18 protein-coding genes are annotated in these 25298 nt (G+C 37.4%); 14 read left to right on the top strand and 4 right to left on the bottom strand.

Annotation, left to right across the window (positions count from 1 at the left end; genetic code table 11):
- Positions 1-182: 182 nt before the first annotated feature.
- The 3 genes from ABEG11_RS18145 (at position 183) to ABEG11_RS18135 (ending at position 2403) form a co-directional block, all read left to right on the top strand.
- A complete protein-coding gene (locus ABEG11_RS18145; protein WP_348825603.1) occupies positions 183-449 on the top strand; it encodes a hypothetical protein in 267 nt (88 codons plus the stop codon).
- A 3-nt stretch (positions 450-452) separates the two neighbouring features.
- Entirely contained in the window at positions 453-1307 is an 855-nt protein-coding gene (locus ABEG11_RS18140; RefSeq protein WP_348825617.1) for a RelA/SpoT-related domain-containing protein, read from the top strand.
- Between the two features lie 799 nt (positions 1308-2106).
- Positions 2107-2403: a hypothetical protein gene (locus tag ABEG11_RS18135; RefSeq protein WP_348825602.1), complete on the top strand. Its 297-nt coding sequence runs from the start codon at positions 2107-2109 to the stop codon at positions 2401-2403.
- A 27-nt stretch (positions 2404-2430) separates the two neighbouring features.
- On the opposite strand, the gene ABEG11_RS18130 is transcribed toward ABEG11_RS18135, so the two are convergent.
- Positions 2431-4179, bottom strand: a complete 1749-nt coding sequence (locus ABEG11_RS18130) for an ABC transporter ATP-binding protein (protein WP_348825601.1) — start codon at positions 4177-4179, stop codon at positions 2431-2433.
- A gap of 123 nt (positions 4180-4302) precedes the next feature.
- Between ABEG11_RS18130 and ABEG11_RS18125 the strand changes: the two genes are divergently transcribed.
- The 4 genes from ABEG11_RS18125 to ABEG11_RS18110 all read left to right on the top strand — a co-directional run bounded on the left by ABEG11_RS18125 (position 4303) and on the right by ABEG11_RS18110 (position 6258).
- Positions 4303-4590, top strand: a complete 288-nt coding sequence (locus ABEG11_RS18125) for an ArsR/SmtB family transcription factor (protein ID WP_348825600.1) — start codon at positions 4303-4305, stop codon at positions 4588-4590.
- A 73-nt stretch (positions 4591-4663) separates the two neighbouring features.
- A complete protein-coding gene (locus ABEG11_RS18120) occupies positions 4664-5413 on the top strand; it encodes an SDR family oxidoreductase (protein WP_348825599.1) in 750 nt (249 codons plus the stop codon).
- Between the two features lie 344 nt (positions 5414-5757).
- A complete protein-coding gene (locus tag ABEG11_RS18115) occupies positions 5758-5964 on the top strand; it encodes an addiction module protein (RefSeq protein ID WP_348825598.1) in 207 nt (68 codons plus the stop codon).
- The gene (locus ABEG11_RS18110) at positions 5965-6258 is read left to right on the top strand and encodes a type II toxin-antitoxin system RelE/ParE family toxin (protein ID WP_348825597.1); all 294 of its coding nucleotides are present in this window, start codon (positions 5965-5967) and stop codon (positions 6256-6258) included. It begins immediately after the preceding gene.
- Between the two features lie 81 nt (positions 6259-6339).
- Here the strand turns inward: ABEG11_RS18110 and metE are convergent, their stop codons facing one another.
- Entirely contained in the window at positions 6340-8664 is a 2325-nt protein-coding gene (gene metE / locus ABEG11_RS18105; protein ID WP_348825596.1) for a 5-methyltetrahydropteroyltriglutamate--homocysteine S-methyltransferase, read from the bottom strand.
- Positions 8665-8819: 155 nt separating this feature from the next.
- Here metE and ABEG11_RS18100 point away from each other — a divergent pair, with 155 nt between their 5' ends.
- Both ABEG11_RS18100 and dgt read left to right on the top strand, forming a co-directional pair.
- On the top strand, positions 8820-9281 hold the full coding sequence (locus ABEG11_RS18100) for an Lrp/AsnC family transcriptional regulator (RefSeq protein ID WP_348825595.1): 462 nt from the start codon (positions 8820-8822) through the stop codon (positions 9279-9281).
- 458 nt (positions 9282-9739) lie between these two features.
- Positions 9740-11077 carry a dGTP triphosphohydrolase gene (dgt, locus tag ABEG11_RS18095; RefSeq protein ID WP_348825594.1) on the top strand — a complete coding sequence of 446 codons (1338 nt, stop codon included), beginning with the start codon at positions 9740-9742 and terminating at the stop codon, positions 11075-11077.
- Between the two features lie 47 nt (positions 11078-11124).
- On the opposite strand, the gene ABEG11_RS18090 is transcribed toward dgt, so the two are convergent.
- Positions 11125-12138, bottom strand: a complete 1014-nt coding sequence (locus ABEG11_RS18090) for a DUF3078 domain-containing protein (protein WP_348825593.1) — start codon at positions 12136-12138, stop codon at positions 11125-11127.
- Positions 12139-12178: 40 nt separating this feature from the next.
- Positions 12179-13960 carry a 1-deoxy-D-xylulose-5-phosphate synthase gene (locus ABEG11_RS18085; RefSeq protein WP_348825592.1) on the bottom strand — a complete coding sequence of 594 codons (1782 nt, stop codon included), beginning with the start codon at positions 13958-13960 and terminating at the stop codon, positions 12179-12181.
- 381 nt (positions 13961-14341) lie between these two features.
- Here ABEG11_RS18085 and ABEG11_RS18080 point away from each other — a divergent pair, with 381 nt between their 5' ends.
- The 5 genes from ABEG11_RS18080 to pbpC all read left to right on the top strand — a co-directional run bounded on the left by ABEG11_RS18080 (position 14342) and on the right by pbpC (position 25195).
- Entirely contained in the window at positions 14342-15448 is a 1107-nt protein-coding gene (locus ABEG11_RS18080) for a Fic family protein (RefSeq protein ID WP_348825591.1), read from the top strand.
- 69 nt (positions 15449-15517) lie between these two features.
- Positions 15518-16039 (top strand): hypothetical protein, encoded by a 522-nt coding sequence (locus tag ABEG11_RS18075; protein ID WP_348825590.1) that lies wholly within the window; start codon positions 15518-15520, stop codon positions 16037-16039.
- Between the two features lie 25 nt (positions 16040-16064).
- Positions 16065-16508: a nucleoside deaminase gene (locus ABEG11_RS18070; RefSeq protein ID WP_348825589.1), complete on the top strand. Its 444-nt coding sequence runs from the start codon at positions 16065-16067 to the stop codon at positions 16506-16508.
- Between the two features lie 330 nt (positions 16509-16838).
- Positions 16839-22523 carry an alpha-2-macroglobulin family protein gene (locus ABEG11_RS18065; RefSeq protein ID WP_348825588.1) on the top strand — a complete coding sequence of 1895 codons (5685 nt, stop codon included), beginning with the start codon at positions 16839-16841 and terminating at the stop codon, positions 22521-22523.
- Positions 22524-22819: 296 nt separating this feature from the next.
- Positions 22820-25195 (top strand): penicillin-binding protein 1C, encoded by a 2376-nt coding sequence (pbpC, locus tag ABEG11_RS18060; protein ID WP_348825587.1) that lies wholly within the window; start codon positions 22820-22822, stop codon positions 25193-25195.
- Positions 25196-25298: the final 103 nt, after the last annotated feature.

The following is a 25298-nucleotide window of genomic DNA, read 5'->3' as shown; positions in this document are numbered from 1 at the left end:
TCGCTACAATCTTTTTTTATTGCAGAAAAAGCAGTAAAAAAAGGATTTCTACTACTATCAGGGCTTGGGCATTCGCTTTCATAATTAGCTGTTCGTCATTGCGAGGGAACGAAGCAATCACATTAGTATATGTATTTGTAATTTAAAACATAAAAACTAATAATCAAGATTTTAACCAAAAAATGTATACAAGAAACCAAATTAAGAAAGCTGGCAAAATTTTTAAAGCTAAAGAAAATTCTTCTAAAGATGAATTGGATATAGCTATAAATTCACTAACCTATTGGCGATCTATTCATGGTCAAATTTTAGAAGAATTTGAAGAAAAAATTTTATCACTTGCAATAGAAGTTGATAAAAATGCAATTATTGCAAAAAGATTGAAAAGAACACCTTCTATCGTCAGAAAACTAAGAAGATTAAATCATATACAGCTAAATTCTATGTAAGATATTGCAGGATTAAGAATTATAGTTGGATCAATGTATAAAGTTAAGAAATTAGTAAAAATTCTAAAATCAAATAAGTTTTCTTATGAACTTAAAATTGAAGATGATTATATTACTGATCCCAAGACTAGTGGTTATAGAAGCTTTCATTTGATTTTTAAAAATAACGATAAAAATAATCAAGAACTGGATGGTTTATTGATTGAAGTTCAAGTTAGGACTATAGTTCAACATGCATGGGCAACAGCTGTTGAAATTATGGGCACTTATCTTAATACTCAATTAAAATTTAATGAGGGAAAACAAAAATGGCTAAATTATTTTGCTTTAACAAGTAATGCTTTTTCATTTTTGGAAAACACAAATTCAGTACCTCAATATTCAAAATTGGATGAGTTTGAAACATATACTCAGTCTATTTATGAATTTAATTACAATCTTATAGCAGATAAATTAAAAGCATTTTCGCATATTTCTAATATAATTTGTGAAAATAAGGAACTTATAGGGAAATACAATCTTATATTGCTTAATGCCAAAAAGAAAGAAGTTGAGATAAAAGTTTTTGAGTCAAAGGATTTGGACAAGGCAAATATTGAGTTTACAAATTTAGAACGTAAACACATAAATGATGATGATATACAAGTGGCTTTGGTATCAACAAAAAACATTCAAGAATTAAGAAATGCTTATCCAAATTATTTTTTAGACACTAAAATGTTTATGAACAAAATGTCTATTATTAAAAGAAAATTAAATAGTATGAAAAGCCTCAACGCAAGTGCAAACCTCCCGCTTGTGCCAGCAAAGGAAGCACATTCTGATATTAAGTTAAAAGAGCTCATTGATTTTATTTAGATTGTCGAGTTGCTTAGTGAGATTCCTCCTTCGTCGGAATGACAATATTACGGCAAATCTTTACGGTAAAAAGCAAAAAAATATGTTTTGATAAATTACTTTTTAAATAAACTAATTACACAAAGTAAACATAAGAAACTCGCCATTTTTGTCATTCCGAGGAACGAGGAATCTCCGCAAGTAACTCCGTGATATTATTAATAATCTTAATTAAGTAAGCTCCAGAAGTAACGTGCAGCATTATTAAAATTGAATACCAACTGCCTCTTTAAATTCCAAAAGAGGCTTTTTTTTTGCCCCAAATGCTTTAGCAATTCATCCCATATATGCGTTAATTACTAAAAACAGGTGTTTATACATAACAATAGAGGTGTTTAACGCCAACACTATTGGTGTTAAACACCAATAATACAGGTACAAAACACCAATAGTATTGGTGATAAAAGCCAATACAACAGGTAGTATGCACCAATAGTGTTGGTGTTTAACCATAATAATAGAGGTACTTATAACCAACAGTGTTGGTGATTAAAACCAATACAACAGGTAGTTAGCACCAATAGTATTGGTGTTTAGTCATAATAACAGAGGTCTTTAAGACCAATAGTACAGGTGTTTTGTGCCAATATTATTGGTGATTATCCCCTGATTTTGACAAAAAAGGAAGTAATTGTATTTGTGAGTGAATCGTCAGGTTAGCATTCGAGAACCTAAAACGATAATTGCAGATGTTAATATTTACAATATTTAGGTACAGCTGTAGTTATTACTTTATAAATTGATTTAAAAAACGTACAGAATGACAATTAATTATATAACCCTTACAAACACCATAAAGGCGCTTTCTGATGAAGGGAAAGTGAAATTAATTGACAAGCTATTGGATAATCTCGCACATAATGAAATTCCAAAATCAGAAAGACATAGCAGGAAAAAGGATATAACCACCAGTCACTTTGCAGTCGATTTAAGTGATAACGAAGTTGCCGAAATCATCGGGATCTTAGAAGAAATCCAATTGAGATTTGTGGGCGAAGGCGATGGAAACGATCAAAAATATTACTATTATCTGGATTTGATAGATAATTGGGTTTAGCATTTGCTGCTGTAGTTTGTTTTGAAATTACTTTCTCTCCCCAATCTGCTGTCTCCACATTGCATAATACAAGCCTTTTTCGTCCAATAAATCCTGATGTTTTCCCTGTTCGATGATTTGCCCCTGTTCCAGGACAAATATTTTGTCAGCGTGCATAATCGTCGATAAACGATGCGCAATCAATACCGTAATCTGATCCTGTTTGGACGAAATACTGCGGATGGTTTTGGTAATTTCTTCTTCGGTAATAGAGTCCAATGCTGATGTTGCTTCGTCAAAAAGCAGTAAATGCGGATTTCTAAGCAAAGCTCGTGCAATGGACAAACGCTGTTTTTCACCGCCTGAAACTTTTATTCCGCCTTCGCCGATAGTGGTGTAAATGCCATTTTCGGCACGTTTTAATAAATTCTGGCAGGCCGATTTTTGCAAAACATCGTCAATTTCTTCGTCGGTGGCGTTTGGTTTTACAAATAATAAATTGTCTTTTATAGTTCCCGAAAATAATTGAGCATCTTGGGTTACAAAACCTAACTGCTGTCTTAATTCGGTAAGGTCAATATCTTTAGCATTTTTCTCATTGTAAAAAATAGCACCTTCGGCAGGGCTGTACAAACCAACCAGCATTTTGACCAAAGTCGTTTTTCCGCTTCCCGAAGGACCAACAAAAGCGATCGTTTCGCCAGCTTTGGCATCAAAAGAAATATTTTTTACGGCATAGGAACTGGCAGTCTGATGTTTGAATGAAATATTATCAAAACGCAGATGGTTAATTGCGCCAATAGTTTTAGGATTTGCCGGTGTTTCTTCACTTTTAGAATTCATCAAATCGCCAAAATTGTCCATTGAAGCTTTCGTTTCGTTATAGGTCGCAATCACATTCCCCAATTCCTGCAGCGGATTGAACAAAAAGAAAGAAAAGAACATCAGCGTAATCAAATCGCCAGGTTTGATGATATCTTGAAAAATGAACATATATAGCGCAAAAACCAGACTGGTTCTCATAAAGTGAACCGTTGTGCCCTGAATGAAACTCAATGAACGGATGAAACGTACTTTTTTGAGTTCCAATCCTAGGATTTTGATCGTGGTTGCATTTAATCGGTTAACTTCCTGTTCGGTTAATCCCAGACTTTTTACGAGTTCGATGTTTCGGAGAGATTCGGTTGTAGCTCCCGCCAAGGCTGTCGTTTCGCCCAAAATTTCTCTGGAAACAATTTTGATTCTTTTGCCTAAAAATGAGCTGATAAAAGCGATTACTGGAACTGTTGCCAAAAATATTGGTCCCAGAAGCCAATGAATACTTACTGCATAAACCACCACAAATACAATCCCGACTATCGACTGAAATATTAATGAAATAGCAAGTGTGATGAATTTTTCGCAGTCCACTTTTACTTTCTGCAGTTTGCCAAGCGTTTCACCGCTTCGCTGGTCTTCAAAATCCTGAAAAGGCAATTGCAGTGCTTTTTGGATTCCGTCAGTATACATTTGCGCACCCGTTCGCTGAATGATGATATTGGTGAAATAATCCTGAAAATTTTTAGCAATTCTGGAAACCATCGCAGCGCCTAATGACAGCAGTAACCAACCTAGGACAGCCTTGATAAAACTGCCCTGATTGTGATTGAAATTAGCCACACCAACACCGCATTCGTTGAGAAGTTTACCAATAATTATGGAATCATATAACGAAAAACACTGATTGATTGCCGCCAAAAACAGCGCGATGTACAAAAGCGTTTTGTGGGTTTTGAGATACGTATATAAAGTTTTCATAGTAAGTCTTTTTGAAAGAAATAATTCAATCTTAAATTTAAAACTTGAAATATTGCTGATGCAAATTTATATTAAATATCGAAATATTTCGATATATTAAAAATATATTTTTATCTTTGCCCCATGATTACCGAATTAACCATAAAACAAGTCGAAAAAATCTCAAAAGCTTTGGGCGATCCTTATCGTTTGAAGATTATGAAGATTGTCAGCAACAGCGAAAAATGTGTGCAGTGCTGTGACGTTTTAGCGGAGTTTAATCTGGCGCAGTCAACGATGTCGCATCATTTAAAACAATTGATTGATGCCGATTTATTAATTGGAGATAAAGAAGGACGAAACCTGAAATTTGTTGTTAACAAAGAAGTTTGTGCTGCTTATGCGGATTATATCAACAGCTTAGTGCTTTAGCTTTTTTTTAATTAAAAACATCGAAATATTTAGATATTTAAATACTTGAAATAATCAAACTATAAATAAAACAATGAAAAAATTAAACAAAAAAGTAGCCGTAATTACAGGCGGTAACAGTGGCATCGGATTAGCAACAGCAAAATTATTTGCAGAACAAGGTGCCAAAGTGGCCATTACAGGACGAAATAAAGCAACTATAGACGAAGCCGTTTACGAAATTGCGAATGGTTCAATTGGTTTGGTAAGCGATGTTTCGGATATTCAAAACATCGATAGAACTTATAAAACAGTAAAAGATACTTTTGGAAAAATAGATGTATTAGTTGTTAATGCAGGTGTGTTTATCGCAGCGCCATTAGCTGATTATACTGAGGAAATGTTTGACCAGACCAGTGATATCAACTTCAAAGGGGTTTTCTTTACGATTCAAAAGTCTTTACCGCATTTAAATGACGGTGCTTCTATTATCATTACAGCATCTACGGTAGCTCACAAAGGATTTGCGACAACAGCAGCTTATTCGGCTTCCAAAGCTGCAGTTCGCTCACTGGCCAGAACTTTATCTGCGGAATTATTGGACAGAAATATCCGTGTGAATGTACTTTCGCCTGGGCCAATTGATACACCAATTTTCTCAAGAGGCGGAGCTTCGGAAGAAGAAGCCAATGGAACAAAAGCGTATTATGCATCAGGAATTCCAGCAAAACGTTTGGGAACTTCTGAAGAAATGGCCGAAGGATTCCTTTATCTGGCTTCGGATGATTCTAAATTCATGATAGGAGGCGAGCTTTTATTGGATGGAGGAGCAGCGACTTTGTAAATAAATCAAATTGAAGTACAAGCCTGGTAGATTTTAAAATTTACTAGGCTTTCTTTTATTAGGAGCTATTTCCTGCACCCGAGGCTGAAAGCCGAACTGGCGAAGCAATCCGTTACAATCTTTTTATTTTTAGAGGAAAAATAAAAAGGATTTCCACTTCAAACAAAGTTCACTGAACTCTGATGAAAATAAACATTAAGTGAAGTAATCAGCGCCACGGCATTTGCAGTTATATTTAGATTTTGGACACTTTTTATTTTTGTTTACTTTCAGTTTATATTAGAACTGATTTCATAAAATTAATTTACTTAAATTTGTAATATTCAATACTAATAAAGGAAATTATGGAAATTGAAAATTTGTCTAAATACAGTAATGCCGAGAAGATTGTTCTTGCCGAGCAATTGTGGGATAGTGTTTCTAAAAATGAAATTGAAATTTCTGATGAAGTAGAAAGAGAATTAGATATTAGAATAAAAAATTTAGAAGAAGGAAAAACAGAATTATACACTTGGGAAGAGGTCAAAAATCATTTAAAGGCGATTAGATAAGTGTACATAATCCATTTTACTAAAGAAGCATTATTTGACATTGAAGATATAGTTTTTTGGTATGAAGAACAGCGAATAGGACTTTCTTACGATTTTGAACTTTGTCTTGAAGCTGGAATTGATACTATTTTGAGAAATCCAACCGCGTTTCAAAAAAGGCATAAAGATATTAAAGTCAGGTTCATTTCACGATTTCCTTATGGGATTCATTATAGAATTAAAGAAAATGAAATCACCGTTATTGGTGTTTTTCATACATCGCGTTCTCCTAAGAATTGGTCTAAAAGATTTTAAAAAATAGAAGAGATATTCATAAAGTTAAAACCCTAGCAGTTCAAAAAATCTCCTAGGGTTTTTTATGTGAATTAAAATAAATTAAACGGTAGCAATATCCTCAACAGCCACACGCATTTTCTTCGCAGCATTTACCATTTCTATCAAAGCTTTCTTGGTTTCATCCCAATGGCGTGTTTTCAAGCCACAATCAGGATTTACCCATAATTGATTGGCAGGAATAACTGTGGCGGCTTTTTCAAGCAAATGAACCATTTCTTCGTTCGAAGGAACCCTTGGCGAGTGAATGTCATATACTCCAGGACCTATTTCGTTAGGATATTTAAAATCAGCGAAGGCATCCAGTAATTCCATTTGAGAACGTGAACATTCTATCGTAATGACATCGGCATCCATGTCGGCAATGTTTTGAATGATATCATTGAATTCACTGTAGCACATGTGCGTGTGAATCTGTGTGTCATCCGCAACACCGCTGGCTGAAATTCGGAATGCTTTTATTGCCCAATCCAAATAGTTTGCCCACTCTTCTTTGCGTAAAGGCAGTCCTTCACGGATTGCAGGCTCGTCAATTTGAATGATTTTGATTCCCGCTTTTTCCAGATCCACAACTTCATCACGAATCGCCAAAGCAATCTGTGTACAGGTTTCAGAGCGTGGCTGATCGTTACGTACAAACGACCATTGCAGGATAGTTACAGGACCGGTAAGCATTCCTTTAACCCATTTTGGCGTAAGCGATTGTGCAAATTCAGCCCATTTTACAGTCATAGGATTAGGACGCGAAACATCACCGTAAATAACCGGAGGTTTTACACAACGGCTACCGTAACTCTGTACCCAGCCGTTTTTGGTAAAGGTAAATCCGTCTAATTGCTCGCCAAAATATTCCACCATATCATTACGTTCGAACTCTCCGTGAACCAAAACATCAATTCCAGATTCTTCCTGAAAACGGATGGTTTCCTCGGTTTCTTTTTGAAGTAAATCATCGTATTGCTGTTGTGATAATTCGCCTTTTTTGAATTTGGCTCTCCAGCTTCTTACTTCTGCAGTCTGCGGAAAAGAACCGATGGTTGTCGTTGGAAACAAAGGAAGTTTTAAAGCTTCAGCCTGACTTTTTCTTCTGATTGCAAAAGCGTTTTTTCTTTGATCATCGCCTTTTGCAATGCTTGCTACACGGTTTTTAACAGCTTCGTTATGAATTAATTTTGAAGTTTTTCTGTTTTCATTAGCAACAGTGTTTTCGATAAATCGCAAAGAAGTTTTAGCTTCTTGTTCATTCGAAGCAAAAGATTTTAAAAGGGCAACTTCTTCAATTTTTTGTTTGGCAAAAGCCAGCCATTGCTTGATTTCGGGAGTTAATGTTTCATCATTTGTCTCCAAATCCAAATCACACGGTGAGTGAATCAATGAACAGGAAGGCGCAATCAGGATTCTGTCTTTTCCCAAGGCATTAACCGCTTTTTCGATTAGAACCAACGATTTTTTGAAATCATTTTTCCAGATATTTCTTCCGTCAACAACACCAAGGGAAAGATTTACATTCGAGGCTAATTTTCCGGACTCCAAAATATCATCCAGTTGCGATGAACATCGAACCAAATCCAAATGCAAAGTATCAACCTGTAATGCCAATGCAGTCTCCAGATTTTCTCCAAAGCAGTCAAAATAATTAGCCAAAATAACCTTTAGATTTGGAAAGTTTTTGCTGATTTCATTGTAAACATAAGTAATCGCATCACGTTCTTTATCGGTTAAATTCAATGCCAAGAAAGGCTCGTCAAGTTGTATGTAATTTGCTCCTTCAGCTTCAAGTTTGCTTAAAATCTCAAAATAGACCGGAAGTAAATTGTAAATCAGGTCAATTCTATGAAAACCTTCTTCTTTTTCTTTTCCAAGCAATAAATAGGAAACTGGCCCAATCAATACCGGTTTTGTCGTGATTCCGATTTTTTTGGCTTCGATGAATTCTGCGATTATCTTGGTCGAAAACAATTCAAATTTTTGGTTTTTCGTAAATTCGGGAACGATGTAATGATAGTTGGTATCGAACCATTTCGTCATTTCCATAGCCACAACATCCTGTCCGTTTTTTTGCGCGCCTCTTGCCATGGCAAAATACAAATCAAGCGAATTGTTAGTTCTGGCAAATTCCTGATAACGCTCTGGAATGGCACCCAGTGTCAAGGTCAAATCCAATACCTGATCATAAAGCGAAAAATCATTGGACGGAATTAAATCAATTCCTTTTTCGGCTTGCAGTTCCCAGTTTTGCTTTCTGATTGCCGAGGCTGTTGCCAATAAATCTTCAGCCGAAATTTTGCCTGCCCAATATAATTCATTGGCTTTTTTTAATTCTCTGTTGCTTCCTATTCGCGGATAACCTAAATTGTTTGTTTTCATTTTTATCAGTATTTATTACTGAACAAAATTATTTTATTTGATAAATACTATTGATAATTGGTAATAAGTAAGTAAAATAGATTGTATTTGTTTATTTTTACAATAATTTATCCTGAATAAAATATTGTAATCCAATTCTAACAGTAAAAAAAACTATGGAAAACCTCGATAATATCGATCTGGCGATATTGAAACACCTGCAGGAGAACTCCAATATCAACATAAAAGAGCTGGCTGGTAAATTATTCCTGACCGTCACACCCGTTTATGAGCGCATCAAAAGACTCGAACGTGAAGGTTATATTATGAAATATGTCGCGTTGCTGGACAAGAAAAAATTAAATCTCGGAATGACCGTTTTTTGTAATGTAAGGCTAAAGGAACACGCCAAAAACGTCGGAAGCAATTTTGTCAGGGACATCGTCGCACTTCCCGAAATCATCGAATGTTACAACATTGCCGGCGATTATGACTTTATGCTCAAAATTCTGGTCGAAGACATGTCCAGCTATCAGGATTTTGTGATGAACAAACTTTCCACCATCGAAAATATCGGGAATACCCAAAGTGTTTTTGTTATGGGCGAAATCAAACATAGTACGGCATTGGCGATTTGATTGATTATTTGGGCGTGACCACATTGAGCAAAGGGGCTTACTTATGGTGACGGTTATACAGCCCCTTTGCTCAATGCGGTCGGGCTATCCGCGCTACTTCGGTAGCTTGCTTCTATCCCTCACGCGCAGTGTCATTAATTTGTAAAGAATCCGGAGGATTTCAATGTTTATAGAAATCAAAAATGTACGTTACAGCAACCCCAGCGGGGTTGTACGACATAGAGAAACATTCGACCCCGCTGGGGTCATTGTCAAAATCGAACATTCTTTCTATAAACATTAGATCTCTCTGAGGTCTATAAAAAAATCTTAACTTAATGACATTGGCTTCCATCCCTCACGCGGGCGACTAAACGTTTGTAAAGTCATTTAATTGGACAAAAATCTTAAAATAAAATGTACTTTTGGTTTCTTTAAATCTCAAATCAAAAATCGTTAATCCACAATCAAAAATCACAATGAACTGGGAACAATTATTATCATTAAAAAGACAGGGAGATACAGGCAAAAGACTTAGAATCGAGCAGGACGAAACCCGTTTGGGCTTTGAAGTCGATTATGACCGAATCATATTTTCCTCCGCTTTTAGAAGTTTGCAGGACAAAACACAGGTGATTCCGCTCTCAAAAACCGATTTTGTACATACACGATTGACACACAGTCTTGAGGTTTCGGTGGTGGGGCGTTCGTTGGGACGATTAGTTGGTAAAAAAATATTGGAAAAATATCCGTATTTACAGGAAGTTCACGGTTACCAGATGAATGATTTTGGAGCCATTGTTGCTGCTGCATCCTTGGCGCACGATATCGGAAATCCGCCTTTTGGACATTCGGGAGAAAAAGCCATTGGGGAGTATTTTTCGATTGGAAATGGATCGAAATATAAAGAACTATTGCCGCCCAAAGAGTGGCAGGATTTGATTGATTTTGAAGGGAATGCTAATGGGTTTTCGGTTTTGAACAGTTCCCGTCCTGGCGTTGATGGCGGAATCAGGCTTTCTTATGCAACATTAGGGGCTTTTATGAAGTATCCAAAAGAAAGTCTGCCTAAAAAACCAACCAAAAACATAGCCGACAAAAAATATGGTTTTTTTCAGACTGACAAGGCATTCTTTCAGGAAGTTGCTTCTGATATGGGAATGATTGCCAATAAAATGGGCGATAATATTGGTTTTGAAAGACATCCTCTTGCTTATCTTGTTGAAGCCGCCGATGATATCTGCTACACCATAATCGATTTTGAAGACGGAATCAATTTAGGTTTGGTTTCCGAGGATTTTGCTTTGGAATATTTAATCAAATTGGTGAAAGACAGTATAGATACTTCAAAGTACAAGACATTGGAAACCAAGGAAGATAGAATCAGTTATTTGCGTGCTTTGGCAATCGGGAGTTTAATTAATGATGCCGTAAAAGTTTTTATCGAAAATGAAGAAGCTATCATGAAAGGAGAGTTTCCTTTTGCCTTGACTGATAAAAGCAAATACAAAGCCCAGATGGACGATATTATCAAGATTAGTATCAAGAATATCTATCAGAGCAGGGAAGTAGTAGAAAAAGAAATCGTTGGGTATCAGATTATTCAAACGCTGCTGGATAAATTTATCACAGCCTATATTAATAAATTCGATGGGAAAACGTCCAATTATGATAATCTTATCCTAAAAATGCTTCCCGAAAAACATCATTTGGAAAAAGAAAACCTCTATGAAAGACTGCTTCATATCTGTCATTTTGTTTCGATGCTGACAGATGGGAACGCATTACTGTTTTATAGAACAATCAACGCTTATTAGAGTTTTTTAAAACAAAAGAGAACCTTTTTTTAAGATTCTCTTTTGTTTTAAAATGCATATTCCACCCCGATTCCCAGTACTTGTTTTAGCTGGACTTTTGGGCCTTCGTTAATTTTTACGCCATTTTCTTCTTTAATAACATCTATATCTTCATCATAAACTAAATTGAAGCCGACATTTGCTTTTACATATTGATTAACAGTTAAATATGAAAAACATTGCCAGTCTACATCAATGTTGCCAAAATTATGCAAATAGTCTGTATATAAGGTTAAACGGTTTTTTAAAATGATATTATTGAAAATTTCTTTTTCAAGATACGAGGTCATTAAAATTCCAAGCTCTGTTTTTGCTTTCTTACCTTCAGAAATCAGGTTCCCATCGGCATCATATACAGCTTTTTTGACACCGTAAGCTCCAGTATTTGCTAAGGTTTGATCGAGTACCAAAGTACTTTTAAGTGTTAATGGAGATAAATACAGGTTGAAATTTATTGGTTTATAGATGTATTCAGATCCAATACCAAGAAAGGTGTAGGCTGGCGCAAATGGGCGTGAAATAGGGTTTTCAGTATTAGGGTAATTGTATCCATTTGTGAACTGGGTGTTGAAGTTTAATTTAGCTGAATGATACCAATTTGATGTTGGACTGGTTCTTAAGCCATAAGTGGAGTTGAATTTGAAGGCGTCATCCGTTTTTCGGAGTTCAATTCCTTCTTGTTTATTTAGTCCGTATCTGACAATCAGTTCGTTTGACCATACTTGATAGTCGTCTTTGTAATCATATTTTAAGTCACCTCTCACAAGGCCTGTGATAGCACTTGTTCCCCCAGCACTCCAGTTTACAAATGCAATTTCTGAAAGATCAACTCCTACTATGTTTTTATGTTTCCAATTGGAAATAGTATCAGGTTTAGCTGTTATAATGGTGTTAGTAAGCTGTTCACCTGTTTTTTTTGTTGCTATTGTGTCAGCAATGCTTGTTATTATTTTAATTTGTGAGAACCCGCAGATTGAAAACAGCGAAAATAAAATTATAAAATATCTGGTTGAAGAAGTCATAATAGAATGGTGGTATTTTAAAAGTGCAAAATAATTAATTTCAATAACTTGAGAAAATAATTTTCAAACAATCGACCGAAATTCCGCAATATTCCTGTAAATCGTCGATTGTGCCTTGTTCAATAAAAACGTCAGGAATCCCTAAAATCTTTATCTTGGAATTATAATTATGCTTTGCCGCAAATTCCAAAATTGCACTTCCGAAACCTCCCTTAATTACGCCGTCCTCAATGGTTATGATGTTTTCGAATTGATCAAAAATAGTATGCAGTTCGTTTTCATCCAAAGGTTTTACAAAAGCAAAATCATAGTGCGCAAAATTTTCTGGTTGCTTTATTTTGGCCAAAGCCAAAGTAACATTATTGCCTATTGCACCAATTGATAATATTGCAACTTTAGAACCGTTTTTCAAACATCTTGCTTTTCCGATTTCAATCGGTTGGTATTTGCCAAAATGTAAATTTTTCCAATCACTGATAACGCCTCTTCCTCGTGGATAGCGAATAGCAATAGGATGCTCCAGTCCTAGTTGTGTAGTGTATAAAATGTTTTGTAGTTCAATTTCATTTAGTGGCGCGTAAACAATCATGTTTGGAATGCATCGTAAATATGCCAAGTCGAAAACGCCGTGATGAGTAGCACCGTCTTCACCAACCAATCCGGCTCTGTCGAGACAAAAAATAACTGGCAAGTTTTGCAAAGCCACATCATGAATCACTTGGTCGTAGGCGCGTTGCAGGAAGGTCGAGTAAATATTGCAATACACAATCATTCCTTGAGTGGCCATTCCTGCGGAAAGCGTAACGGCGTGCTGTTCTGCAATTCCAACATCGAAAGCGCGTTTTGGGAAGGCGTCCATCATAAATTTTAACGAACTTCCAGAAGGCATTGCTGGAGTTATTCCAACTATTTTTTCGTTCTTTTTGGCCAAATCCAAAATGGTCAGACCAAAAACATCCTGGTATTTTGGAGGTAAATGTTCTTCGTGTTTCGGGATAATTTCGCCTGTTGTGGCATCAAATTTACCTGGCGCATGATATTTTACCTGATTTTCTTCTGCCTGTTGAAGTCCTTTGCCTTTGGTGGTTATCAGGTGTAAAAATTTTGGTCCTTTTATTTTTTGCAGACGTTTCAATTCTTTGATTACCGCAAAAATATCATTGCCGTCTATTGGTCCCGAATAATTGAAATTCAGTGACCGAATCATATTATTCTGCTTCGGATTTTTTCCTTCTTTTACCGAAGTGAGGTATTTTTTGAGAGCACCAACGCTCGGGTCAATCCCAATGGCGTTGTCATTGAGAATCACCAATAAATTAGCATCGGTAACTCCCGCATGATTCAGTCCCTCAAATGCCATTCCCGAAGCGATCGATGCATCGCCAATTACGGCTATATGTTGTTTTTCGAAATCTCCTTTTAAATTCGAAGCAATCGCCATTCCCAATACCGCCGAAATGGAAGTGGAAGAGTGGCCTACGCCAAAAGTGTCGTAGATACTTTCGCTTCTTCTCGGGAAACCCGAAATGCCGTTTAATTGACGGTTGGTGTGAAAAATGGTTCTTCTTTCGGTCAAAATTTTATGTCCGTAGGCTTGATGTCCGACATCCCAAACCAATAAATCTTCGGGCGTGTTGAAAACATAATGCAAGGCAATCGTGAGTTCCATCACCCCCAAGCTGGCGCCAAGATGGCCTTCTTTGGTGGCAACAATATTGATGATAAAATCCCGTAATTCCTGTGCCAATTGCGGAAGTTGCGCCTCTTCAAGCTGTCGTAAATTGGTTGGGGAGTAGATATGTTCGAGTAAGTTGCTTTTCATTATTATTTAAAAAGCGAATTTACGGTTTTAAATTGAAATCTGTTTTTGAATCTGTAATCAATATGGTTTTATCAAAAGAGAAAACTTAATTGCTACTTGTTGTCAAGGCTAGTTAGTATAATTTTTATTCTGAAAAAAGTTATATGAAATGACCTTCGCAGTCTATAATTACGCAAAGTATACTCTCAATATTGTCATTCCGTAGGAATCTCACGTTTTTTGCTAACGTTGCGTGAGATTCCTACGGAATGACAAACTTGACGTTGAGTATTGTGTTTGAATAACAATAATGAAAGAAGTATGGAGAAATGAGGCGATTATTTTAGTTAATTGCCTCAAAAAATCACTATATTTGAGGCGAATAATCTATTTAATTGCCTCATGGACTACAATTGGCAACTTCCAAATTGGCCGAAATTTATATTTAACGATTCTGTTTTGGACTCGTTATGTATGGATTTTGCATTGGAAACAGGCGAATTAAAAGGTCTTGTAGATTCATTGTCAGGAGAGATTCAGCAGGAGACCATTTTGCAGTTTATGATTGCGGAGGCAATTAAAACTTCGGAGATAGAGGGGGAATTTTTTAGCCGACAAGATGTAATGTCCTCCATCAAGAAAAATTTGGGGATTACGGATACTTTTGGTCAAATTAGAAACAAAAATGCCCAAGGTATCGGAAAGCTGATGGTACAGGTTCGTAATTCTTATGCTGAAAAATTGACTGAATTTACAATTAAGGATTGGCACGCCACTCTTATGGAGTATTCCAAGCATATTAACGCAGGAGAGTATAGATCGGGAAGTGAACCAATGCAGATAGTTTCCGGTTCTTTTGGCAAAGAAATTATCCATTTTGAGGCACCGCCTTCCAATGATGTTTCTGCCGAAATGAATAAATTCATTAATTGGTATAATGATTTTGAAATAAAGCCAACTGACATTAGAGGTGCACTGATCAAAACTTCGATATCGCATCTTTATTTTGAGAGTATCCACCCTTTCGAAGACGGAAACGGAAGAATTGGCAGGGCTATAGCCGAAAAATGTCTTTCGGAGTCTTTGAACCGACCTGTATTGATGAGTATTTCAAGTACTATCGAGCAAAATAAAAAGCGATACTACGATTCCCTGAAACAAGCACAACGAACCCTCGAAATTACCGATTGGATTTTATATTTTTCCACATTGATTTTGGAGTCTCAAAAAAGTGCGAAGCAAATGGTGCTTTTCACATTGAATAAAACCAAATTTATGGACAAGTTCAAAAGTCAGATGAATGAAAGACAGGCGAAGGCCGTTTTGAAAATGTTTGAAAACTGTGTTTCCGGTTTTGAAGGGGGAATGACAGCCATAAAATATGTTTCCATCACAAAAACCTCGAGAGCAACCGCCACAAGAGATTTACAGGATTTGACCGAAAAAAATATTTTGATTCCAAAAGGAGGAGGTAGAAGTGTATCTTATGATTTGAATTTAGGGTTGTGAAATATTTAGTTATTAGTGAATAGCGTTTAGTAAATAGTTAGAAGAAAAATATAGAAAATCACTGAAACTATGGCAATTTGGATGCAAGTTATTGGTAAACGAAATTTAACATCATTAGAATTTGAGAAAAATTATCTTGCTCAAATTCTTAAAAAAATTGATTTATCTTTTTTTACTAATAGTCAAAATGAAGATGTTTGGAATTTAAATAAAAGAGAAGGAATGGAATTCTTCGAATATAGATTTTCCGCTCAATCAATTTTAGATTCAGTGAGGATTACTTTTAATAATCCCGAATTTATTGATTTGTCAGGTCCATTTAATTACTTTTCTGCTTACTATAAATTTGTTGATTTTGAAAACATGCAATCTACCGAAGAATGGAGAAGGGTTTTCAAGGAAATTGCAATTGCTTATGGCATAAATGATTTGTATTATTTTTGTGAAGATTTTTTTCCTCTTGAGTTTATTTATGATGGCGAATCAAATGCAAATGAATTATTCACTTTATTTGAAAATGCAAAACGAAGTGATAAATTATATGATTTAAATTATAATGAATATTTTGTAGAACCAATAGTTTCGCACTAATTAATAGGGACTGAATGACAAAAACATGATAAACATTTTCACCGACGAATATTTTATGAAAAAAGCTTTGCAGGAAGCCGAAGTGGCTTTCGAAAAAGGCGAAATTCCTGTGGGTGCTGTTGTGGTGGTCAATAATACCGTGATTGCCCGAAGCCATAATTTAACCGAATTATTAAATGACGTTACCGCCCACGCCGAAATGCAGGCCATAACTGCATCGGCAAATTATCTAGGCGGAAAATACCTAAAAGACTGCACACTTTATGTTACGTTGGAACCCTGTCAAATGTGTGCCGGTGCTTTGTATTGGAGCCAAATTACTAAAATTGTCTATGGTGCTAGTGACGATCATCGTGGTTTTGTAAAAATGGGAACGAAACTGCATCCCAAAACCGTTGTCGTTAGCGGAGTTATGGCCGATGAAGCTTCGGAATTGATGAAACGGTTTTTTGCGGAGAGGAGGAAGTAAAACTTTCAGCAAAACGAGATTAAAGATTTCTTGCTAAGCTTTTTCTAAATATAATTCTCGCAAAGGCGCGAAGACGCAAAGAAATCCCATTATGACTTTGCGTCTTCGCGTCTTTGCGAGAAAAAACCAAGGTTTAGTATGTTTATATTATGCATGATGCAGTAAAATTACCTTTAAAAAGCACCTCCAAAAAAATAATTTACCACCAAAGAATTTTCTTCTTAAAATTATATACATTTACTGCAATATTGTGTCCGATTTGCAGTTATGGATTTTAGCTGTGAACCGTTGTCATAGCTCTCGTTCGTAACCCATTAACTCTAGATAAAAGTGAAAACAAAAGGATTAATTTACGTGTTTTGTGTGTTTTTTTTGTTTCAGGCGTGTGGCCGAAAATCTGCCTCCGATTTTAATTCCGATTTTTCATTATTCAAAGAGTATATAGTCAGTTTTACGGGGGGAATTGTCTCGGCGCAGTCGGATATTCGCGTGGTTTTGGCTTTTGATAACAATAATTGGAAAGTCAATCAGACTTTGGACAGTGATTTATTTGATATTTCTCCAAGTGTTGACGGAAAAGTCGTGGCGCTTTCGAGCAATACAATTGCTTTTATACCCGAGAAAAAGTTGGAATCGGGTACAGAATATCAGGTGACTTTGCATTTGGATAAATTGAATCCGAAAGTGACCGAAAAGAATAAAGAACTTTCCAATTTCAATTTCACGATAAAAACCATCAAACAGGATTTTATTGTCAATACACTCGACGTTCAATCCTATAGCAAAGAATACCAATATTTAAATTGCGTGTTGAAAACCGCAGATAATATGGATTTTGAAACCGCCAAAAAGTTGGTGGAAGCGGAGCATAATGGAAAAGATTTGCATCTGATTTTTGAGAAATCGAATGCTGTTGCCAAAGAATTTAAATTCAGAATTGACAGTATTCAGCGGTTGGATTCTCCAAGCAATCTTGAAATTAATTTTGACGGGACTGATTATGATATGGACCAAAAAGGAACGATCGATTTCCCGATTACGGCTCTGAATGAGTTCAAAGTTATTAAGACAGAGTTGCAGGAGGGGAATAACCAAATGTTGTCAATTAATTTTTCGGAACCGTTGGAAAAAGGGCAGGATTTCAAAGGTTTGGTAGCGATTCAAAACACCAATAATTTGAAGTTTTCGACCCAAGGAAATGTGTTGAAGGTTTATTTTAACAATGAAAAAGCCGTTGAAAAACCTGTTGAAGTGGCTCCTGAAACCGTAGCTGTAACCGAAACATCGACTGTTGCAGTTGATACAGCGGGTGTTCCTCAGGATACGGCTTCTGTGGAAGAACCCGAAGAAGTTGTTGCAGTTGCAGAACCTGAGCTTGTTGCAGTCATTTCGCAAAAACTTTCGGGAGAATTACTGTTGGAAGTTTTTCAAGGGATCGAAAGCGAGTATGGCAAAAAGCTAAATGAAAATTATTCGGAGAAAATTTCATTTGACGAAATAAAACCGAACGTTCGTTTCATCAAAAACGGAACAATTCTGCCAAGTTCGAGCAATTTAAAACTCAATTTTGAAGCGGTAAATCTTCGGGCTGTCGATGTTAAAGTGTTTAAAATTTACAAAAACAACATTCTCCAGTTTTTGCAGGATAATGAGTTGAACGGTACCCGAAACCTGAAAAGAGTTGGCCAGCCGGTTGCCAAAACAACGCTCAATCTTATTGAAGGGAATTTAGTTAATCCAAGTAAATGGAACACTTTTGCTTTGGATTTATCCAAAATTATAACTCCGGAACCGGGAGCCATTTACAGAGTGGAGTTCTCGTATAAAAGAGCCTATTCTTTATACAAATGCGACAATTCAGAAACGGATGAAAGTGAAGACGAAGAGACAGAAGAAGTTGATGAAAAAGAGGTGAATTATAGCGGAAATGCCTACGATGAGTATTATTATGACGATTATGACTGGAGGGAAAGCCAGGATCCCTGCACCAATTCCTATTATTATAATGCGAGAATCGGAACCAATATTTTGGCATCCGATGTTGGGGTTATCGCCAAAAGAGGCGAAAACAAATCGTATTTATTTGCGGTAAGCAACATCATTACCACCGAGCCGATTGCCAATGCAAGAGTGGATTTGTACAGTTTTCAACAACAAAAATTGGCAACCGTAGCGACTAGCAGTGAAGGGATTGCAAGTTTTCAGTTGGATACATTTGCCTATTTTGCGATTGTCACTTATGGAACGCAGTCAACTTATGTTCGACTTGACGATGGAAATTCGTTGTCGGTGAGTAATTTTAATGTGTCCGGCGAAACTTTGCAAAAAGGACTCAAAGGATTTATTTATGGAGAACGAGGGGTTTGGAGACCGGGCGATAATTTGTATTTGTCCTTTATTTTGAATGATGCTTCGAATAAATTGCCTTTGGGGCATCCGATAAAATTTAGATTGAGTGATCCCAACGGAAAAGTCACTTATCAGACGGTTCAAAAAACGAATGAATGGAATCATTATGCTTTTACAGTTCCCACAGAAGCTGATGCGCCTACCGGAAATTGGGAAGCTATGGTCAGTGTCGGCGGTGCCAAGTTTTACAAAAGCATCAAAATTGAAACCATCAAACCGAATCGTTTGAAAATTAAAAATACTTTCAAAAGAGCGATGCTTTCGGCTTCGTATCCAAATACAAGTAATCTAGAAGTGACATGGCTTCACGGTGCTGTGGCCAAAAATTTGAATGTCGAAATGCAGGCTAAGTTTTCGCCACAAACAACGACTTTTAAAAATTACGAGAAATATACTTTTGATGATTTGGTGCGCCAATTCAGTACTGAGGAAATTACAGTTTTTTCGGGTAAATTGGATGCCAACGGAAAAGCAAATACTGCCATAAATCCCAAAATACAGGGAGTTGCACAGGGTATGCTTAAAGCTTCGTTTATCACAAAAGTGTATGAGGAAGGTGGTGATTTCAGTACGGATGTTATCTCGACAACCTATTCCCCTTTTAATACTTATGTGGGGATTAAATCGCCGGAGCTCAGCAAATACGGAATGCTCGAAACCCGTAAGGTGAATCAGTTTGATATTGTCACCGTGGATGAAAACGGACGCCCAAAATCAGTTAAAAATCTCGAAGTAAAAATCTATAAAGTCGAATGGCGCTGGTGGTGGGACGCGTCGAGTGATAATTTGTCCAATTATAATTCGGATAATGCCACGACTTCGTATAAAACCTTTACAATAAATACCGATGCCAACGGAAGAGGGGCTGTAAGGTTTGCATTGACCGACGAAGAATGGGGACGCTATTTGATTCGGGTTTCGGATGAGGTTGGAGGACACGCAACAGCTTTGACGGTAAACATTGATTGGCCGGTTTGGTCGGGAAAAACGAGAAACACTGATGCTTCAACTGCCAATATGTTGGTTTTTTCTACTGACAAAGAAAAGTATGCCGTGGGTGAAAATGCCCAAATCTCTTTCCCATCGAGTGAAGGAGGACGTGCTTTTATTTCTATCGAAAATGGCTCAAAAGTAGTGCAAACTCTTTGGGCGAAGACCCAAAAAGGAGAAACAAAAGTGACGATACCGATTACGGCTTCGATGGCTCCGAATGTGTATTTCAACATTACGCTTTTGCAACCACACGCTTCGACCAAGAACGATTCGCCTATCCGTATGTACGGAATTGTGCCTATTGAAGTGGTGGACAAAAACACGATACTTACGCCAAAGTTAACGATGCCTGATGTATTGCGTCCTGAACAGTCATTTGCCCTAAAAGTGAGCGAACAATCCGGCAGGGAAATGACTTACACTATAGCAATTGTCGATGAAGGATTGTTGGATTTAACCCGTTTTAAAGCACCAAATGCTTGGGACAGTTTTTATGTTCGCGAAGCTTTGGGTGTGAAAACTTGGGATATTTACGATGATGTGATTGGGGCTTACGGCGGAAGAGTGAATCAGGTTTTCAGCATTGGAGGTGATCAGGATTTGGGTGGCGGAAAGGCCAAAAAAGCCAACCGATTCAAGCCTGTTGTGATTTATATGGGGCCTTTTAAATTGGAAAAAGGACAGACCAAAACCCATCAAATAAAATTGCCGAAATACATCGGTTCTGTAAAAACGATGATTGTTGCCGGAGATGCGACCACGAGCGCTTATGGAAGTGCCGAAAAAGCAACCCCTGTCCGCAGTCCGCTGATGGTTTTGGCTTCATTGCCAAGAAAAATTTCGCCATCCGAAAGAGTGACGATTCCGGTTACAGTTTTTGCAATGGAAAAAAACATCAAGAATGTTATGGTTCAGGTAAAAACCAATAATGGATTAAAAGTGATTGGCAATGCCGTGCAAAGAGTATCATTTACACAGCCTGATGAAAAAATGGCTTATTTTAATTTGGCTGTCGGTTCTGCAACCGGAATCGGGAAATTGCAGATTGTGGCCACTTCGGGCAAGGAAAAATCAGTTTATGACGTAGAAATCGATATGACAAACCCGAATCCGGTGACCAATACATTTACCGATGTGATTTTGGAACCGAACAGTTCCAAAACTATTTCTTGGAAACCATTTGGCGTTGCGGGAAGCAATAAGGCAAAATTGGAAATTTCGTCAATGCCGACCATCAATTTGAATGGTCGTCTGCAGTATCTGATTCAGTATCCTCACGGCTGTGTGGAGCAGACTACATCATCAGTTTTTCCGCAGTTGTATCTGAATGATATTGCCGATTTGGATGCCACGCGCAAAGGTTTAATTCAAAAGAATATTACTGCCGGAATTACTAGGCTTGGAAGTTTTCAGCTGTCAAACGGTGGAATTTCGTATTGGCAAGGCGGAACTGTTGCTGATGATTGGGGAACTTCCTATGCCGGACATTTTATGATTGAAGCGGAGAAGAAAGGTTACTTTTTGCCAATTAATTTTAAAACCAAATGGATTTCGTATCAACAAAAAGAAGCCAAGCAATGGCGATTTATGCCAAGTTACGGAAATGATTTGGCGCAGGCCTATCGTTTATATACATTGGCTTTGGCAGGAGTCCCTGATTTGGCTTCGATGAACAGATTGCGCGAAACGAAAGGGATTTCGAACGAAAGTAAATTGCGTTTGGCTGTGGCTTATGTATTGGCCGGACAAAAATCGGCGGGTCAGACATTATTTTTGAACAGTAAAATAGAAGACGATTCCAATTACAATTATTACTATTATGGTTCTGCCGACAGAAATCGGGCGATGGCTTTGGAAACGATGCTGTTGCTTGGACAAAAACAAAATGCATTTGCAATGGCGATAAAATTAGCCAAAGCGATGTCAAGCGACCAATGGATGAGCACGCAGACTACGGCTTATTGTTTGTATTCGATGGCTAAATTCTCAGTGAGTAATGGTGCCAAAGGAATCGATGTTCAGTTTGGAAAAGACGGAAAAATGCAGGCAATTAAAACGATGAAAACCATCGCCGACAGAAGTCTGACTGTTACAGCGGGACTTAACAGCGTAACTTTAAAAAACAACAGAAAAAACAGATTGTTCGTCCGACTATTAAACACCGGAATCCTTCCAATCGGGCAGGAAAATGCGGTACAAAGCAATGTTTCAGCTTCCATCGTTTTCAAAAACAGAAAAGGCGGTGTTATCAATGTGTCCAAAATCAATCAAGGAACCGAGTTTGTTGCCGAAGTTACTGTTAGAAACAAGAAGAATGAGCATGTCGAAAATGTGGCGTTGTCTCAGATTTTGCCTTCGGGATTTGAGATTGTGAATACCCGTTTTACCGATTATGGTGACGCAACCAATAATGTTGCCGATTATATTGATATCAGGGATGACAGAACCAATTTCTATTTTGGATTGAAAGCCGGTGAAGCAAAAACGTTCAGAATACTGTTGAATGCCTCTTATTTGGGAACGTATTATTTGTCGGGATTACAATGTGAGGCGATGTATGATAATACGTTTTTGGCTAGAACTAAAGGATTTTGGGTTCAGGTGGTGAAGTAGGAATTCCGTTGAATTTTGACCACGGATTCCACGGATTAAACGGATTTTACACGGATTGCATTAAAATAAATCTGCGTAAATCTGCGAAATCTGCGTGCCTTATTTTTCACGCAGATTTCGCAGATTTGCGCAGATAAAATATAGCTACGGATAAAACGGATTTTACACGGATTGAAATAATGATTTATCAAATAAAAAATCTGTGAGAATCTGTTCTATCCGTGGAATCCGTGGCCAAAAAAATGAGTACTTAGCGTAAAACTTTTGCGAACCTTGGGCTTAAACAAAAAAAAACTTTGAAAAACAAACTAATAGCGTTCTCACAACGCATCATCAATTGGATAAAGCAGCATAAAATAAAATCAGCGATCACATTTTTGCTGTTGCTGATTTATTATTTTTCGTTGCCAAGGACTTTATTTCAAGAACCCTATTCTATGGTGATTGAAAGCAGGGAAGGGGAGTTGCTTGGTGCCAAAATTGCGCTTGACGGGCAATGGCGGTTTCCTGCCCAGGACAGCGTTCCCGATAAATTCAAGAAATGTATTGTCTATTTTGAGGATGAGTATTTCTACAGGCATCCGGGATTCAATCCAATTGCGATGTTCAATGCTTTTCAGCAAAACCGGAAAGCAGGCAAAGTCGTTCGTGGAGGAAGCACCTTGACACAACAGGTAATTCGCTTGTCCAGAAATGGAAAAAGCCGAACCTATTTCGAGAAAATAATCGAACTCATTCTCGCCACCCGATTGGAGTTGGGATATTCCAAAAACGAAATTTTAGAATTATATGCCTCTCACGCTCCTTTTGGCGGAAATGTTGTGGGACTTGAAATGGCTTCCTGGAGGTATTTTGGGGTGCAGGCCCACCAATTGTCGTGGGCAGAAAGTGCTACTTTGGCTGTTTTGCCTAATGCCCCAAGTTTGATTTATCCGGGAAAAAACCAATTAGAATTACTGAATAAACGCAACCGTCTTTTACTGAAATTAAATAAAGAAGGGGTAATTGACAAACAAACCTATGAACTTTCGATAGATGAACCGTTACCGCAAAAACCGTATGATCTGCCCCAAATTGCTCCCCATTTATTGCAACGTGTAGCTAAGAATCATCCGGGAACAAGGGTGAAAACGACTATTGAAATTGGGCTGCAGAACAGAGTCAATCAAATTGCGAAGTATTATTATAATCAGTATAGGCAAAATGAAGTTTATAATCTGGCTATTTTGGTTATCGATGTACCGAACAGAAAAGTGTTGAGCTATGTGGGCAATTCGCCTACGGATGGCAACCACCAAAAAGATGTAGATATTATCGATGCGCCACGAAGCACGGGAAGTATTCTCAAACCGCTTTTGTACGGAGCTATGCTCGACGACGGGGAATTGTTGCCCAATACATTGGTAGCAGATATTCCAACGCAGATTTCGGGTTATACACCACAAAATTTCAACCTGACATTTGACGGGGCTGTTCCCGCACATCGGGCATTGTCGCGTTCACTGAATATTCCTGCCGTATTGATGCTGCAGGATTTTGGGGTGAATAAATTTTACGAAGAACTAAAGCGGTTCAAATTGCGAGATATTTCAAAACCGCCGGATCATTATGGTTTGTCACTTATTTTGGGTGGAGCCGAAAGTAATTTGTGGGATTTATGCCGAACTTATGCGGGTTTGTCTTCCACTTTAAATTATTTCAATAAAAACCAAGGGCAATACAGGACCAATGAATTCGCGGAACTGAATTACGATGATAATTTTCAAATAGATTTTGGTGACGAAACGAGGCAAAAAAACATCTTGGGAGCGGGTTCGATTTGGCTAACCTATAATGCAATGGAACAGGTCAATCGACCCGAAGGCGACGAAGCCTGGAAATTTTATGATAGTTCGCTAAAAATTGCCTGGAAAACCGGAACTAGTTTTGGAAACCGCGATGCTTGGGCGATCGGAACTAATACAAGATATGTGGTAGGAGTGTGGGCAGGCAATGCAACAGGCGAGGGCAGACCAACATTGACGGGAGTTAGCAGTGCAGCTCCTATTTTGTTTGATGTTTTTAATTTGTTGCCAAGACAACGATGGTTTGATACGCCCTATAAAGATTTGGACGAAGTCGAGGTCTGCAATCTGAGTGGTTATATTGCCAAAGAAGGCTGTCCGATAATTAAACAATGGGTTTCCAAAAAAGGAAAAAATACGGCTGTATGCCCGTATCACAAAACGGTGCATTTGGATAAATCCATGCAGTTTCAGGTTAATAGCAGTTGTGAAAGCGTCGATAATATTGTGACTAAAAATTGGTTTGTTTTGCCTCCCGTGATGGCTTGGTATTACAAAAGCCAACATATAGAGTATCTGCCGTTGCCCCCGTTCAGAAACGACTGTATGGGATCGCAAACGGCAACAATGGATTTTATTTACCCAAAAACCAACAGCAAAATCTATCTGACCAAGAACTTCAACAGCGAAGTACAGCCCGTAATCCTGAAAGTTGCCCATTCGCAACGCGAAAGCAAACTGTTTTGGTATGTCGATAATGTTTTTAAAGGCACAACCAAAACTTTTCACGAAATGCCTATTTCGGCCACAACAGGATTCCATTACATCACCGTAGTGGATGAATTTGGAAACGAAATCCGAAGAAAGATTGAGATAGTGAAGGAATAAGGAGGGTGTTTCCTGATATTTTAGATTAATTAATTCAAGTTGCTAGTTAGAAAATATAAAAAGTAAGCATCAAAAGTGAGAAATTTGGTTTACGACAACTAAA

Origin of the sequence: Flavobacterium aestuarii (assembly GCF_040049115.1) — a bacterium.
Lineage (GTDB): Bacteria > Bacteroidota > Bacteroidia > Flavobacteriales > Flavobacteriaceae > Flavobacterium > Flavobacterium aestuarii.
This window is presented reverse-complemented; position numbering and strand designations above follow the sequence as displayed.

Coding starts and splice junctions, on each gene's coding strand:
- ABEG11_RS18145 (WP_348825603.1), top strand. CDS start 183: ATGTATACAAGAAACCAAATTAAGAAAGCTGGCAAAATTTTTAAAGCT.
- ABEG11_RS18135 (WP_348825602.1), top strand. CDS start 2,107: ATGACAATTAATTATATAACCCTTACAAACACCATAAAGGCGCTTTCT.
- ABEG11_RS18130 (WP_348825601.1), bottom strand. CDS start 4,179: ATGAAAACTTTATATACGTATCTCAAAACCCACAAAACGCTTTTGTAC.
- ABEG11_RS18125 (WP_348825600.1), top strand. CDS start 4,303: ATGATTACCGAATTAACCATAAAACAAGTCGAAAAAATCTCAAAAGCT.
- ABEG11_RS18120 (WP_348825599.1), top strand. CDS start 4,664: ATGAAAAAATTAAACAAAAAAGTAGCCGTAATTACAGGCGGTAACAGT.
- ABEG11_RS18115 (WP_348825598.1), top strand. CDS start 5,758: ATGGAAATTGAAAATTTGTCTAAATACAGTAATGCCGAGAAGATTGTT.
- metE (WP_348825596.1), bottom strand. CDS start 8,664: ATGAAAACAAACAATTTAGGTTATCCGCGAATAGGAAGCAACAGAGAA.
- ABEG11_RS18100 (WP_348825595.1), top strand. CDS start 8,820: ATGGAAAACCTCGATAATATCGATCTGGCGATATTGAAACACCTGCAG.
- dgt (WP_348825594.1), top strand. CDS start 9,740: ATGAACTGGGAACAATTATTATCATTAAAAAGACAGGGAGATACAGGC.
- ABEG11_RS18090 (WP_348825593.1), bottom strand. CDS start 12,138: ATGACTTCTTCAACCAGATATTTTATAATTTTATTTTCGCTGTTTTCA.
- ABEG11_RS18085 (WP_348825592.1), bottom strand. CDS start 13,960: ATGAAAAGCAACTTACTCGAACATATCTACTCCCCAACCAATTTACGA.
- ABEG11_RS18080 (WP_348825591.1), top strand. CDS start 14,342: ATGGACTACAATTGGCAACTTCCAAATTGGCCGAAATTTATATTTAAC.
- ABEG11_RS18075 (WP_348825590.1), top strand. CDS start 15,518: ATGGCAATTTGGATGCAAGTTATTGGTAAACGAAATTTAACATCATTA.
- ABEG11_RS18070 (WP_348825589.1), top strand. CDS start 16,065: ATGATAAACATTTTCACCGACGAATATTTTATGAAAAAAGCTTTGCAG.